We start from the raw sequence: 16374 nt of genomic DNA on the forward strand, positions 1-16374 counted from the left end.
GACGCTGGGCGTGCGGGGGAGCGTGCCGTCGGCGTCGACGTAGTTCTTGGCGAGGCGGTAACCGTGGCGTCGCGCTGGCTCCCATGCCGACCGGCGGGGCGTCTGCCTCCCGGCGCGCCGGGAAGCGGCGGCTGGGGAGGCTCCCTTCGCGGACCAGGACCAGTCCGTAAGGCCGGCGCCGCCGACCGGTCGTCGGCGTCCTCCCGGGCCTGCCGGGAAGGGACGGCCCGCAGCACGGGGCGCGAGGTCACCAGCGCTGTACCACGACGGCCAGTAATGCGCGCCCCCGTCTGCCGAGCCAGAGGGCCGTGGTCCGCTAGTGACGCAGAAGGCAGGGGCCGGGACGGTCCCGATGCCGCGGCTGCGGTCCCGTTCGTCCGCTCCGTTGTGCTCAGTCCAGTGACAGGGTGCCCTGATCGTCCTTGATCTTCACCTTGACCCAGGCGTGGCCGCTGCTGTTGCCGTCGCCGACGCCGACGACATTGCACTCGAACTCCCGGCCCGCCTCGACGGGGATGGAAGCGGGGCAGGCCACATCGTCGATGGTCGGGGGTTTCGCGAAGGAGTCGTCGGATTCGACGTTGTTGAGTACGGCCCGCGCCAACGCGTCCTGATCCAGGACGCGTTGCGGCTGCACGGCGGGACTCCCGGCCAGCAGCATGATGGTGACAGTGAGCGCACAACAGGCGATCACGGCCAGGGAGAACGCGATGGCGTTACGGGCGAAGCTGCGTTGATCAGTCACGCGGACAGTCCTATCCGGCTGTCCGTGCTCAGACAACCCCTGCGACGACAGCGTCGCCTTCGGTATCCGGGGTCCCATTCGGCAGGGCGGCAACCGGCCTGCCGTGCCAGTCCCGGTGGCATCAGCGAGCCGCTGATTCGTGGTCTGTTTTGTCAGCCATGCCCGCCGTGCCGACTGCGGCATGCCTGATCAGGATGCGGCCTTGGCCAGAGCAGAGTCGGCGCTTGCCTCACACCACTCCTCCGACACGAAGACCTCGTGCCCTACCGCGAAACGTGCCGCAGCCCCACCCCTGCTCTCGGTGGAAGTCCAGGGTTCCGGCCAGCGCGCGACAATGGAGACCTGAGGAAGAAGGTGTTCGCCATGCAGACACACCTCTCCTGGCACCTTGATCTGAGCATCGACGACAGCGGCTCCGAGACCGGAGCGGTCGCTCAGTTGAGGCTCCCCGACGCCACCGAAATGTCGGCCCGCGGGCATTCCAAGCGCCACCCGGACGACCCCGTGCAGACGCTCGTGGGCGAGGAACTCGCCACGGCCCGGGCCCTCAACGATCTTGCCCACCAGTTGCTTCGCAAGGCCGCCCACGAGATCGAGGAGAAGACGCACGCGCCGGCGCACCCGCACCTGTAACTCCGTCTCCACACAAAGGTCGTGCATGGGCCCTTCCGTGTCGGCGCGGGCGCCCGGGCAAGGCAGTCGACACGCCACACAAGGACGCCGACCAGCACGGCACCAGACGACACGCGGGGAGGCCGCGATGGAACTGGTACAGGACCGCCCCTATCGCTACCGCATCGAACGGCACGACTCGATGCGGGTACCCGGCGTAATTTTCGCCACCCCGGACCTGCTCGCCGACGCCGAGCAGTCCCTGCTGCAGGTCGTCAACGTGGCCGCCCTGCCCGGCATCGTCACCGCCTCGTACGCCATGCCGGACATCCACTGGGGCTACGGCTTCCCCATCGGCGGCGTCGCGGCAACCGATGTCGACGACGGCGGGGTCGTCTCGCCGGGGGGAGTCGGCTTCGACATCTCCTGCGGTGTGCGGCTGCTGGCGGCGGACTGCGACCAGCATGAACTTGAGCCCGCGCTGACTGCAGTGATGGACGGCCTGGACCGGGCCATCCCGCGCGGCGCAGGACCCGGCGGGGTGTGGCGGCCGAGCGGCCCCGTGGAGCTGGAGCGCATCCTTGAAGGCGGCTCCCGCTACGCAGTCGAACAGGGATACGGCGAGGAACGCGACCTGGTGCGCTGTGAGGACCGCGGTGCGGTCGCCGACGCCGACGTCGCCCACGTGGGCGTGCGGGCTCGGCAGCGGGGCCTGGGGCAGGTCGGCAGCCTGGGCTCCGCCAACCACTTCATGGAGGTGCAACAGGTCGCCGAGGTGTACGACGAACAGGCCGCAGCAGTCTTCGGATTCGCCGTCGGCCAGGTGTGCGTGATGATCCACTGCGGTTCGCGCGGGCTCGGACATCAGATCTGCACCGATCACGTCAAAGCGATGGACCAGGCCATGGCCCGCTACGGCATCACGGTGCCCGACCGCCAGTTGGCCTGCACGCCCGTGGACTCGCCCGAGGGGCGGGACTACCTGGGCGCGATGGCCGCAGCAGCCAACTACGGCCGCGCCAACCGCCAGTTGCTCACCGACGCGGCCCGCCGGGTCTTCCAACGCGCCGCCGGCATCCGGCTGTCCCTGGTCTACGACGTGTCCCACAACCTCGCCAAAATCGAGACCCACACCGTGGACGGGACACGGCGTCGACTGTGCGTGCACCGCAAGGGCGCCACCCGTTCCTTCCCGCCCGGACACCCGGATCTGCCGAAGGACCTGCGGGAGGCCGGGCAGCCGGTGCTGATCCCCGGCACCATGGGCACGGCGTCGTACGTGCTGGCCGGGGTACCCGGCGGCGACGCTTTCAGCTCCACCTGCCACGGCGCGGGCCGCACGATGAGCCGGCACCAAGCCGCCCGCACGATCACTGGCAGGCAACTGGGAGCACGCCTGGAACGGGATGGCATCATGGTGCGCCCGCGGTCGTGGCGCGGGCTGTCCGAAGAGACCCCGGAGGCGTACAAGGACGTGAGCGCGGTTGTCGCGGCGAGCGAGGCCGCAGGGCTGTGCCGCACGGTGGCCCGCCTGGTCCCGCTCGGTGTGGTCAAGGGCTGAGATCACCGCCCCGTCCCATCCCGTCCACATCTATCGGCCTCACACGTCGATCGTCGCCGCACAGGACCAGCCGTACGGATCCGGCCCGATACGCAACTGGTGCCACGTGACGCCCTTCGGCACGGCCCCGGAGATCTCCACATCCGCCAATTCGGCGAGTGCCAGCCGTACCTCCAGGCAGGCGTGGGAGGCGTCGGTCTCCACGTCCACGGGCACACGGCCCTGCACCTCCAGCCGGAAGATGACCTCTTCGAGGAGCGCCGCCAGCAGGTACTCGTCGGGGCACTCGCACAGTCGGAGCCGCTCCACGGTGGTCGCCCGAACCTCGGACACGTCGGCGAAGCACTCCACCATCCCCAGCACTGCCTCCGCCAAGCAATCCTCCCGGGTCGCGCCCCACGCCTCGATGCGCATGTCGGCAGTGTGCGGCACGCCGCGATGCCCGCTCGCTCCCTGGCCCCGCGCCCGCAACCCGTCGCCGGTGTCACCGACCATGCCCAACCGGGTGCCCGCACGCGCCACATCCACACGTACCGCAGGCTCGGTACAACTGGGCAGCGCAAAGTCGTGAGGTCCCCAAACTTGCCCCACTGGTCCCCCAGAACCTGTCGAAAACAAGGGTCTCCCTGGCCGCGCCTGGCCCACGGCAACACCCAGACGGTGCTGCTCGACCTCGACGAGGCGGGGGATGTTGGCCGCCTCTAGCCGAGCGGCAAGTTCACCTCGGGAAAAGACGCCGCAGCGCGGCTGGGCAACATGACGCAGCCCACCTGGGGCATCAAGCCCTACGCCGCGTTCCTGGGCGCGCTGCAACTGGCCGACGCCGTTCGGGTGGAGTCGAGGTAGCCAGGCTCGAGCCGGCAGACGGACCCGGGTCGCCGCCGCGCACGGGCCACACCTGAGGGCGGCGGCAGCCGTACAGCCACCCGACCTCAAAGGCTGCAGGGTATCCGTCCCGTTCGGCTCCTATGGTGGGTACATGAGAGCCATCGTCGTCGTGTACGAGGTCGACAAGCTGGCGCCGGCACATCCCTCCCCGGGGATAAGGGGCTGCGAGGAACGGCATGCCCGCAAGGTGCACGCAGCGCCGACCGCCCCCGGGGAGCCCGCCGCCGCGGGGCCGCGCACCCTGTGCGGGAAGGACACCTTCGCCATGGAAACGGGCCCCTCGACCGCCGAGGATGGAGGGACGACCTGGTATCCCGCGCCATACGCGTCTGTGGTCTGTCCGGACTGCGACGCCGTGATCGAGACTTGATGGGCATACTGACTGCCCTTCGGGGCACGGGGCGTCGGCCGCTGCGGGCAAGAAACTTCCCGACGACGGGGCGACCCAAACGGCCCAATGAGCCAGGGTCGACCACCATGGTGCTGCCCGCCGTCCCCCGACCCCCTCAGCGTCCCGTACGACCCGCAAAACCTCGGCTGTCAAGATCGACCTGGCACGTGGTTTCCACAAGCGTCAGGAAACTCGCAACCTCACCATCGACGGCTTTCTGACACGCGAGAGGCCCCCGGCCGGTCACCGCTGTCTCCGCTCAAGAACAAGCCTCCGTCGCCAACGACACCGGCAAAGTGGCTGTGTCGGTGAGACAGCAGTTGTTCGCCAGTTCTGATAGCACTTATCGATCTTTATACTCCAGCCGTAGATCGTTATGTGCCCTGGTCCTTGGGCTGTCTGCCACTGGCGGAAACTCAGGTGGCCTCAGCGCACGATCTGGGTAAAGTCGCGCAATGCCCGAGCTGAAGCGGCTGCATGCCGGCCACGCCCCGGCGGTCCTGGCCTTCGAGCTGGCGAACCGCACCTACTTCGCTGCCTCGATCTCCGACCGCGGCGACGACTTCTTCGACCAGTTCACCGACCGGTACAACGCCTCGCTGGCCGAGCAGGAGGCCGGCATCTGCGCCTTCTACGTGCTCCTCGCCGAGGACGGCTCGGTACTCGGCAGGTTCAACCTGTACGACTTGGAGGACGGCACTGCCAGACTCGGCTACCGGGTCGCGGAGCGGGCCGCCGGCCGCGGCGTGGCGACCGCGACCGTCCGGGAGCTGTGCCGGATGGCGACAGCGATGCACGGCCTGCGCACACTGCGGGCGGCCACCTCCCACGACAACGCCGCGTCCCAGAAAGTCTTGGCCAAGGCCGGGTTCGTCCCGGTTGGCCCTGCCACCCCGGCCGATCTCGGCGGCAAGTCAGGCACTTGGTACCAGCGCGACCTCCAGCCCCGGCAGCCGCCAGCTGCTGATCCGCCGCAACCGCACCACCGGTGAACTCGCCTACCACCGCTGCTTCTCACCCGACCCGGCGCCCCTGAACACCCTGGTCCGCGTCGCTGGATCAAGGCGGCGGGTGGAGGAGACCTTCCAGTCCGGAAAGGGCCTGGCCCGACTCGACGAGCACCAAGTCCGCCGCTACACCTCCTGGTCCCGCTGGGTCACCCGGGCCATGCTCGCTCACGCCTCGCCACCGCCCACATCACCGACCTGGCGGCAGACGCCCAGGCCATCACACTTCACGACCCCCGCCGACTTCGCCAGGGCTGTCTGACCCACCCCGTCCCGCCCTGGGCCCGGCCCCTCCTCACGGCCGCCGCGCACCTGCGGCAGCTCACCGCCGGCACCGACGGGCCGCTGTTCACCGACCCCCTCCACCGCTCCGGCTTGCCCTGTCTGACCGATTTCGCCGAGACCTGCAAGCTCCGCCCGCCCCAGCCGCCCCGCCAGGGGCGCCGCAGGAGCAACCGCCGCATGCCACCGCCCCAGACCGTGTGGCCCATCAGCAACGCCCACTACTACTACCCCTGGGCGGTCACTGAGATGACCTACGGCTGCCCCGCACCACCCCCACACGCCTGCGACGACAGCTCCGGCGATGACTCGGGGGGCGCCCGGCCCAGTGCGGGCCTGGCGAGAGGAAGGCACGGCTGCCGCCCGCGCCGGACATCAGGCGCGGTGGCCGGGCGGCTTCGGGCGGCCACCGCGCGGGCGGACACGGCGCGCACGGCCAGCGGCTGGACCCCCGCAGGAGAGGAAGCATCCGGCGGCATCGTTCGCAGACCGGCCTCCGCGTCGGAAGGACGCCATGGACTCCATCAACGCTCTGGGTGAGACATGCATCGAGGTTCTGGTGTGCGGTCCCGTCTGTTCCCGGCCGCCGGATCCGGTGCGTTGCGTACCAGGGGGCGAGGGCCGTGCACCGTGGTCCTGGACCGCGGCGACGACGTGCGGTTCACCCGGGCCGCCCTGGCGTCGCACGACCCGGGGGCCGGGCGCGTTGTGGTCCACCCCACCGTCACCTCCTCCGGCCGCCTTCTGTGGCACGACATGCTCCAGGCGCTCGGCTGCGGGCCCAGACACGCAGCGGCCGGCTGTGCGCATCCAGGCAAGAGCAGCGGCGCGCAGTCCGCGCCGCTCTGCAGAGCGCGCCGTGCTGCCAGGTGAACGTCCTGCGCGCTCACCGGATCGGGCTCGGCCTGTGGGCGGCCCTGGTCCACTTGCACCGCACCACCCGCGCGGATCTGGTCCTCGTGCACCACGCCGAACTGCCGGACGACCTTGCGCATCTGCTGCGCCACTGCGATCACCGCATCGTCGACACCTTTTCCGGGGTGGCGTGGCTGCACCCGCCGGCAGCAGCGTCCCCGAAATCCTGACCTGGGGGAGCGGCAGGGCCGCTTTGGCCTTCGCTAGATGTGCTGGGCGTCTTTGAGGGGCTCCCTGCCACACGTTGGCAATGAAACAACAATCTGTTGTTTCATTGCATGGTTGCGGTAGTGTGACCGCATGGCACGTGACGCTCACGACAAGGCCCGTCGGCGGCTGTCCGCACTCGCGGAGGACTCCACCGCTCATGGGGCCCCGGCGCGCCAGTTGGAGCAGGACGCCGCCTGGCTGGGGCGGCTACTGGCGGCTGCCGCCGACCATCAGCAAAGCGACGGACAGCGACCGGATGTGGCGCCAGGGGACATTGCTGCGGCGCTCGGTCTGTTCGAGGACATGCGTCTGTCGCTGGACCGGCTGGAGACCCAGGTGGTCATCGAGGCCAGGCGCCGGGGCATGGAGTGGCGGGAGATCGCCGGGCACCAGGGCCTGAACTCCTCGCAGGCCGCCTCACAGCGCTATCAGCGGCTGATGACCCGGCTCGAAGAGATCCGTCAGGGCGTCAGGTAGGAGAAGGGGACATACAGATGACGGATCAGCCCGCTGAACTGCTCGCCGCCGTCGACTCGCTGCTCGCTGCCGTCGATGACGGCACCGTGCTGCCCGCGCCCGCCGAACGGGTTCGGTTGCGCGAGGCTGCGGGGCTGACCGAGGCTGCTGTTGCCCAGGCACTGGGGGTCCGCGTGCCGAGCATCCAGGCCTGGGAGGCGGGCCGTGCCGAGCCGAAGGGGGAGCGCCTGGAGGCCTACCGCAGGCTGCTCGAGGGCCTCGCACACCGCTATCCCGCGCCACTGTCCAAGGGCCCTGTTGCCACGGTGGAGGAGCCGGCTCCGCCACAAGCAGGCCCGGCACCCGCGGCTGAGGCCCTGACTGCGTCCGAGAACACCCCGGCCGCCCCTGCTCTCGTTACTGCTGCTGCGGTGGCCGCGTCGCGTCCGGCGCGTACCACCAGGCCGTCGTCGACGTTGCGCCGCCCGGGCGCGAAGAAGGCCGCTACCGCCGGCACCTCGGCGGGCGTCGACGCGCGCTTCGAGAACGGGCCGCTCGCAGTCGTCGACGTCGAAGACGGCCAGGTCTTCGCGTACTGCGTCGGCGGCCTGGTCCTGGACGTGCCCGCCAAGTCCCTTCCGTCCCTGGTCGAGTGGACGCTGACGGAGGCGAGGCTCGGTCAGCCGAAGCTGTCCGGGCCGGGCAAGGACGCCGACCCGCTGATCGTGCTCACCGAGACTGCACTCGAGCGCTACGGGCTGCCGGCCCGCCTCACCGATGAGGAGCGCCTGGCCGGGCGGCTGCCCGAGGGGCACAAGGTCGCCAAGCAACTGGCCCGTCAGGAATGGAAGTTGACGAAGCGAGGGTTCGGGCCGTGGGCTCGGATCTACCGCCCCGCTCAGGGTTCGGAGCGGGCCTGCGTGCAGCTGTGCATCCCGTCGTGGGATGCACTCGACACCCGGCACTGGACCAATGCCGCCCAGCTCCCGCCCGCCGAACTCGCACGGCTCCTGGGCGTGTACGCGTCCCGAGTGATGACGCCGCGCGGTTCCACCGCGGTGACCGGCCTGGAGCTGATGACCGCGCTGCACCCGCCGACCCGCGCCAGCGCGCCGGACGGCAACGGCAAGCGCACCTCGGAGCACAACCCCGGCTCGCTGGGCAAGGACCCCATCGACTTGATGGACTGGCCGCCGTGCGAGGTTCCCGACGGTCACCCGGTGCTCAAGGACCTGCCGCGCTTCCACGTCCGCGGCCCAGACGAGAAGCTGTTCGAGGAGGCGTACGACTGGGCGCGGCCGCTCACCGACGACGAATGCATGCGCCGGAACCTGGTCGGCATCGACGTCAACATGGCCTTCGCCGCCGGCGCGAACGGCCTGCTGGTCGGCCTCGCCCAGGCACCAACGCACGTCAAGGCGCCGGTGTTCGACCCGAAGCTGCCCGGATCCTGGCTGGTCGACCTGTCCCACGTCGACCTGTCGCGGGTGAAGTCGGGCAAGGAGTGGGTGAAGCTCGACGGGGAACTGTTGCCAAGCCCGTTCACGCCGAAGGGCGAGCGGCCCGAGGGGCCGGCCTGGTACGCGACGCCGACCGTCGGCTACGCCCAGGAGCTGGGCTACGACGTGACGCCGACCGAGGCATGGGTGCGGTACGACAACGGCCGCTACCTGGACGGCTGGTACAACCGGCTGCGCGACGCCTACATCGCCACGATGGCCGACCTAGGAGTGGCCGCCGACCTGCCGCCCCAGGAGTTCCTGGCGGCGATGGACGGCTACCGGCAGCACGACCCCGAGCTGGCAGTCGTCGTGTCCGCGATCAAGGCGACCGTCAAGGGCGGGCTCGGCAAGCTGCGCGAGCGCCCGCGCGGCGAGGGCTGGAAGCCCGGCGAGCCGTGGCGCGCTCTGGCCCGGCCCACCTGGCGGCCGGACATCCGCGCCGCGATCATCTCCCGCACGCGCATCAACATGCACCGCAAGATCGTCAAGCACGCCGCCTTCACGGGGCAGTACCCGGTCGCGATCCTCTCCGACTGCGCCGTGTACGCGGCCGACGGCGCCAGCCCGCTGGACTTCCTGCCCTACCGGGAGGGCAAGCCGCTGCCGGGCGGCTTCAAGCTCGGGGTGAACCCCGGCCTGGTCAAGCACGAGGGCACGCAGTCCGTGCTGTGGGGCGAGGGGGTGCGGGAGCAGTTCAACGCCCCGGAGCTCAACTTGGCCCGGTACATCAAGGACGGCACCGTCACCGACCAGGACAGCGGGGAGTAGGCAGGCGATGAGCATGTTCGGGGACGGCCTGGACCAGGCGGTGCAGAAGGCGTTCACCCGCCCGATCCCGAAGTCGGCCGGCGTGCGGATGCGGTACCTGGTCAAGCAGCTGGGTGGCACCAAGCCGGTCGCCCAGATGCTGCGGATCTCTCAGCGCACCGTGGAACGGTACGTGAAGGACCAGATCAAAAAGCCCCGCCCGGACCTCGCCGCACGTCTGGAGCACGAGGTGAATAAGCGGTGGCAGCCGCAGATCCGGGCCAGGGCCAAGGCCAAGGCGGCGGCCACGGACGGCATCGTCATCGACACCCGCGCCCGCCTCGGCTACACCGCGCCGATCGGGTCCACGGACCAGGACCGCATCCGGCACTTGACCATCGCCCTGCCACCCGTCTACGCCGCCCGCCTCTTCGAGGCTCAGGAGGCCGGTGCCGGCGACGCCCGGCTCCAGGAGATCGCGGCCGAAGCGCTCAGGGAGGTCTACTTCCAGGACGGCGGCCGCCGCGCCGGCAGTCTGGAAGAGGTCCGGTTCACGGACATCGAGCACCTCGAGTTCGACCTCTAGCAGCCGCACCCCGACCAGCCCGCGAGCCCCGGACCGATGCGGTCCGGGGCTCGCTCGCATATCCGCGGGGGTCGGATGTTCCTGCACGCGATGTCGTGCCCAATGAGGCCGCCGCGCACGGGTCACCACGGCGGCGAGGCCAGGTCTGCGGCGCGGTGAAAAGCCCACGGCTGCCGCTCAGCGGGGCAGCCTCCAGCGGGTGAACACGCATGGGTCGGGGCCGGCATGAACTCCGAAGGGAGCTCGATCCGCTCGAGAAGGAATCCCTCGCCGGGGACGTGCACGGTGTATCCGCAGCCCTTGTAGAAGGCGCCCAGGTCCCGGTCGGTCTCGAAGGACCCGTACAGCAGGAAGTAGTCAAGCTGGTCGTAGACCTGCCAGGCCCGCTTCAGCCTCGCGCAGACGTTTTGGACAGTACGGAATTTCTCTGGCAACGTCGCCTGTCCGATCCCCGATGACACCGGAAGGCGGTGCGGAACATGACCGAGGTGAGCACGCGCAGCGTCCGGGACGCCGCTGTCGCCGCGCACCTGCGCAGGACGACCACCCTCGACGTGCCCGAGGAGTTCGAGACGTGGTCCGTCGCGGACCTGGCGGACTGGCTCCACGACACGGAGGACGACCCGCAGGTGTCCGACGAGGACTTCTACCAGGCCCGCAAGGCGGTACAGATGCTGGGAGTCGAGGACGTCTGACCGGTGGGCAGGTCCCGCGGCCTCGCGCGGACATGCAGCATTCGCACGGTCCAGTCGGCGCCCGGGTGCTGCTCGTGCAGCAAAGCCCGGCCTCCCTGTGCAACGGGCGGTTCGTTACGCGATACGCGGCGTGCATCCCGTAACCGCACTCGTCACAGGCCAGCGGTGCGGGCGGCCAGGCCCAGTCAGCCCCAGATCTGCGGTTGCCCAAAGTGGCTCCGTTACTCTCTCGACTCGCATCGCGGAGGCGGCCCGCATCTCGCCAAGAACCCCTTCGCGTTTGACGACGCCCTCGGCAGCTGATCGCGAATGGCGACCCAGTCGGCGCGGGGGCTGGCAGCGGCCTTCAGCATCACGAGGGGCCCAGCCGTCAAGCTGGGTGCGCCGGTGACAGCCTGTACCGTGCGTCAGATCTGGTCCGCGAGGCGCACGTAGTCGTAGTAGAGAGGGTCCCCGTCCTCGTCCACCGGGTACTCGTGGCTGCTCTGGTTGGCGAGGACGATCTTCAGCTCCGGCAGCTCGTCGAAACCGAGGTCGTTCTCGGTGATCTCGTGGCCCCGCTCCGCGAACAGCTCGAAGAGGTCCACACTCGGGGTGCGGAAGACGTCGAGACCGTCGAGGGGCGCTCGTACGTCGGCGTCCTCGTCGAGGAACCGGAACAGCTCCACGCCGCTCAGCGCGCCCTTGGTGAAGCCGAGCATCACGTTCAGGCCGGACGCGTCGTGCTTGAGCAGGATCTGCCCGGGCTCCGGATCACTGGAGGCGACCCGCAGCAGCCCCCACGCCTGGACCGCGTCGCGCGTCTCCTGCGCCGACATGCAGAGTCGCAGCGGCCCGACACCGACCAGCGGCAGTAGTTCCAGTTCCATGTTCCGTCCTTCGCCTTTCTCGATGCCCTAGTGACGTGCCGGGGACCTCATGCGAGAAGAGCGGCCTTGTCGATTTTCCATCCTCGCGTCTTGAGCATGTCCTGGAGGGGCTTGTTGTCATCCAGGCTGGGGACTGCTGAGCGATCGCTACGCCACGATGGGTGATCCAGCGGCCAACCTGACACCACGGGGACTGGCTCATCGAACGCCGTGACGAGGACATCGATGCCGGCCTGGCTCGCCTGATCTCAGCCCTCGCCCAGGGCACCGCCCTGCCCTCGACGGGTTGGCGGACGTATTGCCGGCCCGGCTGCCAGTCGCCAGCGAGGCCCGCGACGACATCGCTTTGGTCGTCATTCGCCTGTGACGCTGCGAGACCCGAGGTGCGACGCCGGTGCAGCTCAGAGCCATCGGCGGCTTTTCTGCGAGCGGCACACCATGGCCGCGTCGCCGTCGTGCATGGTGGCAGCCACTCCTGCTGTCCCTGCGCTGTTGCGAAGGGAAGCGGCCCTGCGTTGGAATCAAGTGTGAGGCTCTTCGGCGGTGCGGTGTCGGCTGGTCTTCCCGCTCCGGGCACAGGGTCCGGCCGGAAGGGGCTCAAGAACGATGCCCTGGGCATGTTCTCCTCGGTCGTCATGGGCCTGGCCTCCACCGGCCCGGCGTTCAGCCTCGCCGCCACGCTGGGCATCATCGTGGCCGGAGTCGGATTGCAGGCTCCGATCGTCACCATGCTGGCTTTCGTCCCGATGCTGCTGGTCGCGTACGCTTTCCGGGAGCTCAACGCGAGCAACGCCGACTGCGGGACCACCTTCACCTGGGCCACCCGCGCCTTCGGACCGCGTACCGGCTGGATGGGCGGCTGGGGTCTCATCGTCGCCAACATCATCGTCATGGCTAGCCTCGCGCAGATCGCTGCTGCCTACGGCTTCCGGTTGATGGGCCTGGACGCACTGGCGGAAAACCGGCTGTGGACCACCGCGGCAGGCGTCGTCTGGATCGCGGTGCTGACAGTGATCTGCTACGTCGGCATCTCGTTCTCGGCGGCTGTACAGCGCTGGCTGCTGTGCCTGGAAGTGGTGATGCTGATCCTGCTCGCCGTCGCCGCGCTGGTCAGGGTGTACACCAGCCCTCCGCCGACGGCGATCCATGTGTCCGCGTCCTGGTTCAACCCCTTCGCGGTGCCCTCGGTGACGGCCATGACCTCGGGCATCCTCGCGGGGGTCTTCATCTACTGGGGCTGGGACACCGCGTTCTCGGTCAACGAGGAAACCGTCGACAGCACGCGCATCCCGGGCCGTGCCGCGGTCTTGTCCACCGTGCTGCTCCTGGTCATGTACGGGCTGGTGTCCACGTCGGCTCAGGCGTTCGCGGGAGTCGGCACCTCGGGCATCGGACTCGGCAACGCGGACAACGCGGACGATGTGTTCTCCGGGCTGGGTGAGGCCGTGTTCGGGAGCCACGGCACGGGGCTGTTCCTGTCGAGACTGCTGATCCTGATGGTGCTGACCTCCGCGTTGGCCTCCGCCCAGACCACCATCCTGCCCCTGGCCAGGACCGTCTTCTCCATGGCGGTCCACAAGGCCGTCCCCTCTCGGTTCGCCCGGGTCCACCGCAGGTTTCTCACCCCCACCTGGGGGACCATCGGCATGGGAGCGGCCTCGATCGCCCTGTTCGTCCTGCTGACCTCGCTCAGCCAGAACGTCCTGGCCGACTCGATCGACTCGGTCGGTCTCGCGATCGCGTTCCAGTACGGACTGACCGGCTTCGCCTGCGTCTGGTACCACCGCAAGATCCTCACCCGCAGCGTCAAGGATCTGGTCTTCAAAGGCGTGCTACCGGGGCTCGGCGCGCTGTTCATGCTCTTGCTGTTCCTCTACGCCACCTTCGTCGTCTACGCGGACCCCCGGTACGGCACGACCGCCGTCGACCTGCCGCTGATCGGCAGGACGGGCGGGGTCACCGTCCTGGGCCTGGGCGCCCTGCTGATCGGTTTCCTGCTGATGCCGGTAGTCACCCGTGGCCACAGCGTGGCCCTCAAGCTCCAGCGGAGCCTGCTTCCACGCCGCCTGCCGCCGCACGCCGCCGTCGACTCGGCGAGCCGCTACCTGCCCGCCGACAGCGGGTCCGGGGTGGGCGGCGACTGGTACGACATCATCCCTCTCTCCGGTACCCGGGTCGGCCTGGTCATCGGGGATGTGCTCGGTCACGGCATGCACGCCGCGGCCACCATGGGACGCCTGCGCACGGGGGTGCGCGTCCTGGCCCGCCTCGACCTGAGCCCGGACGAGCTCCTGTCCCGCCTGGCCGACCTGGTCGAGCAGACCACGCACGAGGGCGAAACCGGCCGCGGCCCGGGCCACCTGAAAGCGCACGCCGACGCGGCTCTGGGCGTGAGCTGCCTGTACGCGGTGTACGACCCCGTCTCGGGGGAGTGCAGCATGGCGCGAGCCGGGGAGCCGGTGCCGGCGCTCGTCGAACCGCACACGGGCGTCGTCGACTATCCCCAGCTGCCGCCAGGACCGCCGCTGGGAATCGGCGGCCTGCCCTACCAGAGCACGGAACTGGAGCTCGCGCCGGGCACTGTTGTCGCCCTCTTCACGGACGGCCTCCTCCAGGCGGCCAACGACCGCGAAGCCGGGCTCGCGCAGCTCTCACAGGTCCTCTCCGACGACCGAAGATCCCTGGAAGAACTGTGCGACCGGGCGGTGGCCACCATGCTGCCCGGGGCGGTGGACGTGGACGCGACGATGCTCCTGGTCCGCACGCGCCTGCTCGCCCAAAATCGGCTCGCCCAATGGGCAATGGCCCCGGACCCGGCGGCCGTGGCCACCATCCGCTCCGCCGTCGGGAAGCAACTCGGCGACTGGGGACTGGACGACGTGGCGTTCACCACGGAGCTCATCGTCAGCGAACTGGTCACCAACGCCATCCGCTACGCAGGTGGCGGCCCGATCCAGGTGCGCCTGATCCGCGACCGGACCCTGACCTGCGAGGTGTCCGACACCGGCCACACCGCGCCCAATCTGCGGCACGCCGCGAGCGACGACGAGGGAGGCCGGGGCCTGTTCATCATCGCCCAGATGACCCACCACTGGGGCACGCGCTACACGTCCACCGGCAAGACCATCTGGACCGAGCAGGACCTGCCGCAGCCGGACCGCCAGTAGCACCGAGGGGTCGGCGAAGAGGTCACGGTCGAGCTTGAGGTACGAGCCGGCCGGGCCGGCCCAGTACTGGCTCCAGCCGGTCATCGACTGGACCAGGTCGCCGACCTCGAGGTCGGGGCTGTCGGATCGGATGACGGTGCCGATGGCGGCCACCCCTACCCGCTGCCCCGGCTGCCAGGCCGACACCGGGATGGTGCAGTCGGCCCGCATCAGCTCCAGGTACGTCGCGGCGAGCCCGACCTGGTGGCTGATCAGCTGGAGCCAAACCTCTTGCCAAGCAGAAACTTTAGTGTGAATCATTTCAGCGGTTAGATAGATGCTGGCCGAGGTTCCAGGTCGGTCCCAGAGCTCGACGCGCTCCGCGCGGCAACGACCGAGAGTGTGCAAACCGGTTGGGCGCGGCCGGGTCCGCGCCCTGAGCCGCCGCTCGCGCCTGCAGTGACGCCGACTGACCGCCCCCGGACTGATCGAGGTCCGGGGGCGGTCCGCGTGCGCGGGGTGGGAACGGGGAGCTCGTGAGGAGAGGACATTCATGCTTGAGGCGCTGGGTCTGAGCACGGCCGAGTCGCAGGTGTACCAACTGCTGGTGGGGTCCGGGCGCTGCCCGGTGGGCCGGCTGGAGCAGCGGGCCGGCCTGGCCGGGGCCCAGCTCGAACAGGCGGTCGCGGCACTGGCCGTGAAGGGGCTGGTCACCCTCACCGACGACCTGCCCGCGCAGCTGATTCCCGCCCCGCCGGACATCGCCGGGGAGACGCTGTTGCTGGCGCGCATGAACGAACTGCAGTCCGCCAAAGGCGTTCTGCAGCGACTCACCAAGGAGTACCGCGAGGCGCTCCGGCCGGCAGCCCTGGAGGAGATCGCCGAAATCGTGCCGGCCGAGGCGTTGGCGCAGCGGTACGAGCAGCTCCAGCTCCGCGCCCGCCGGGAAGTACTGCGCTTCGACGCCCCGCCCTATCTGCTGATCGAGGAGTTCAACGTCGCGGAGCTGGAGCAACTGGCAGCGGGGGTGCGCTTCCGGACGGTGTACGACCGGGCCGCGATCGAGGGGTACGCGGTGCAGTTGGAGATCCGCCGGTACATGGACGCAGGTGAACAGGCCCGCGTGCTGGCCAGACTCCCGGTCAAGTTGATCATCGTAGACCGGTCCACGGCCATGCTCGCGGTGCGGACGGACGACGGGCGGCCACCGGGCGCCGTCGTGCAGATCCACCAAGGCCCCCTGCTCGACGCTCTCGTCGCACTGTTCGAGCTGATGTGGGTCACCGCGCTCCCCCTGGATCCGTCAACCGGCGAGACGCACCGCGGCGAACTCTCCGGCTCGGACACCCATCTGCTACTCCTGCTCCTGTCCGGTCTCACCGACGACGCGATCGCCCGCCTCATGGGGATCGGCAAGCGGACCGTCAACCGCCGGGTACGCGGCCTGATGGATCTGGCGGGCGCTTCGAGCCGGATGCAACGCGGGTGGCACGCCTGCGAACGCGGCTGGGTCACGGCCGGGGACCTGGACGGGCTGCAGCCGCCGGGCATCGGCCAGGACACATAGGGCCGCATCGGCGGCCCGGCGCCGCCCACGTCGCAGACCCACGTGGCGGGTGTGCGCCATGTGGCGCGTATCCGCCACACCACCTCTGGAAGACGCACCGGCCGGAGAGCTAGGTTCCGAGCGGCGCGCGGAGTCGGCCGGACGTTCGGTCGGTCCCCCTCGGTATCAATTGCCCCGCAGCGCCCACCAGTTGAG

15 protein-coding genes and 1 pseudogene are annotated in these 16374 nt (G+C 69.7%); 12 read left to right on the forward strand and 4 right to left on the reverse strand.

All coding sequences use genetic code 11. From position 1 onward, the window contains the following. Positions 1 to 391: 391 nt before the first annotated feature. Positions 392 to 745, reverse strand: a complete 354-nt coding sequence (locus OHA58_RS39950) for a DUF4333 domain-containing protein (RefSeq protein WP_405475257.1) — start codon at positions 743 to 745, stop codon at positions 392 to 394. A gap of 363 nt (positions 746 to 1108) precedes the next feature. Here OHA58_RS39950 and OHA58_RS39955 point away from each other — a divergent pair, with 363 nt between their 5' ends. Both OHA58_RS39955 and OHA58_RS39960 read left to right on the forward strand, forming a co-directional pair. Next, on the forward strand, positions 1109 to 1378 hold the full coding sequence (locus OHA58_RS39955) for a DUF1876 domain-containing protein (RefSeq protein ID WP_405475255.1): 270 nt from the start codon (positions 1109 to 1111) through the stop codon (positions 1376 to 1378). 127 nt (positions 1379 to 1505) lie between these two features. Beyond that, on the forward strand, positions 1506 to 2918 hold the full coding sequence (locus tag OHA58_RS39960; protein ID WP_405475252.1) for an RtcB family protein: 1413 nt from the start codon (positions 1506 to 1508) through the stop codon (positions 2916 to 2918). 39 nt (positions 2919 to 2957) lie between these two features. On the opposite strand, the gene OHA58_RS39965 is transcribed toward OHA58_RS39960, so the two are convergent. Beyond that, the gene (locus OHA58_RS39965; RefSeq protein ID WP_405475249.1) at positions 2958 to 3413 is read right to left on the reverse strand and encodes an archease; all 456 of its coding nucleotides are present in this window, start codon (positions 3411 to 3413) and stop codon (positions 2958 to 2960) included. A gap of 484 nt (positions 3414 to 3897) precedes the next feature. On the opposite strand from OHA58_RS39965, the gene OHA58_RS39970 reads away from it, so the two are divergent. From OHA58_RS39970 to tpg, 7 genes and pseudogenes are all read left to right on the forward strand, one after another. After that, positions 3898 to 4176: a hypothetical protein gene (locus OHA58_RS39970; RefSeq protein WP_405475246.1), complete on the forward strand. Its 279-nt coding sequence runs from the start codon at positions 3898 to 3900 to the stop codon at positions 4174 to 4176. 476 nt (positions 4177 to 4652) lie between these two features. Next, positions 4653 to 5189, forward strand: coding sequence for a GNAT family N-acetyltransferase (locus tag OHA58_RS39975; protein WP_405475243.1), 537 nt, complete (start codon positions 4653 to 4655; stop codon positions 5187 to 5189). After that, positions 5143 to 5379 (forward strand): annotated as a pseudogene (locus OHA58_RS39980) (IS701 family transposase); the annotation flags it as partial. The gene OHA58_RS39975 and the pseudogene OHA58_RS39980, both read left to right, overlap by 47 nt. A gap of 976 nt (positions 5380 to 6355) precedes the next feature. Continuing rightward, on the forward strand, positions 6356 to 6571 hold the full coding sequence (locus tag OHA58_RS39985; protein WP_405475240.1) for a hypothetical protein: 216 nt from the start codon (positions 6356 to 6358) through the stop codon (positions 6569 to 6571). 130 nt (positions 6572 to 6701) lie between these two features. Next, entirely contained in the window at positions 6702 to 7088 is a 387-nt protein-coding gene (locus OHA58_RS39990) for a hypothetical protein (RefSeq protein WP_405475239.1), read from the forward strand. 17 nt (positions 7089 to 7105) lie between these two features. Then, on the forward strand, positions 7106 to 9337 hold the full coding sequence (tap, locus tag OHA58_RS39995; protein ID WP_405475236.1) for a telomere-associated protein Tap: 2232 nt from the start codon (positions 7106 to 7108) through the stop codon (positions 9335 to 9337). Between the two features lie 7 nt (positions 9338 to 9344). Beyond that, positions 9345 to 9902 (forward strand): telomere-protecting terminal protein Tpg, encoded by a 558-nt coding sequence (tpg, locus tag OHA58_RS40000; protein WP_405475233.1) that lies wholly within the window; start codon positions 9345 to 9347, stop codon positions 9900 to 9902. 122 nt (positions 9903 to 10024) lie between these two features. On the opposite strand, the gene OHA58_RS40005 is transcribed toward tpg, so the two are convergent. After that, on the reverse strand, positions 10025 to 10336 hold the full coding sequence (locus OHA58_RS40005; RefSeq protein ID WP_405475230.1) for a hypothetical protein: 312 nt from the start codon (positions 10334 to 10336) through the stop codon (positions 10025 to 10027). Between the two features lie 45 nt (positions 10337 to 10381). On the opposite strand from OHA58_RS40005, the gene OHA58_RS40010 reads away from it, so the two are divergent. After that, positions 10382 to 10597, forward strand: a complete 216-nt coding sequence (locus OHA58_RS40010) for a hypothetical protein (RefSeq protein ID WP_329580175.1) — start codon at positions 10382 to 10384, stop codon at positions 10595 to 10597. Positions 10598 to 11004: 407 nt separating this feature from the next. On the opposite strand, the gene OHA58_RS40015 is transcribed toward OHA58_RS40010, so the two are convergent. Continuing rightward, the gene (locus OHA58_RS40015) at positions 11005 to 11466 is read right to left on the reverse strand and encodes a hypothetical protein (protein WP_405475227.1); all 462 of its coding nucleotides are present in this window, start codon (positions 11464 to 11466) and stop codon (positions 11005 to 11007) included. 617 nt (positions 11467 to 12083) lie between these two features. Here OHA58_RS40015 and OHA58_RS40020 point away from each other — a divergent pair. After that, a complete protein-coding gene (locus tag OHA58_RS40020; protein WP_405475225.1) occupies positions 12084 to 14633 on the forward strand; it encodes an amino acid permease in 2550 nt (849 codons plus the stop codon). Positions 14634 to 15165: 532 nt separating this feature from the next. Continuing rightward, a complete protein-coding gene (locus OHA58_RS40025) occupies positions 15166 to 16179 on the forward strand; it encodes a helix-turn-helix transcriptional regulator (RefSeq protein ID WP_405475223.1) in 1014 nt (337 codons plus the stop codon). The last annotated feature ends 195 nt before the right edge of the window (positions 16180 to 16374 follow it).

The sequence above is a fragment of the Streptomyces sp. NBC_00009 genome, assembly GCF_045040855.1.
Lineage (GTDB): Bacteria > Actinomycetota > Actinomycetes > Streptomycetales > Streptomycetaceae > Streptomyces > Streptomyces aureus.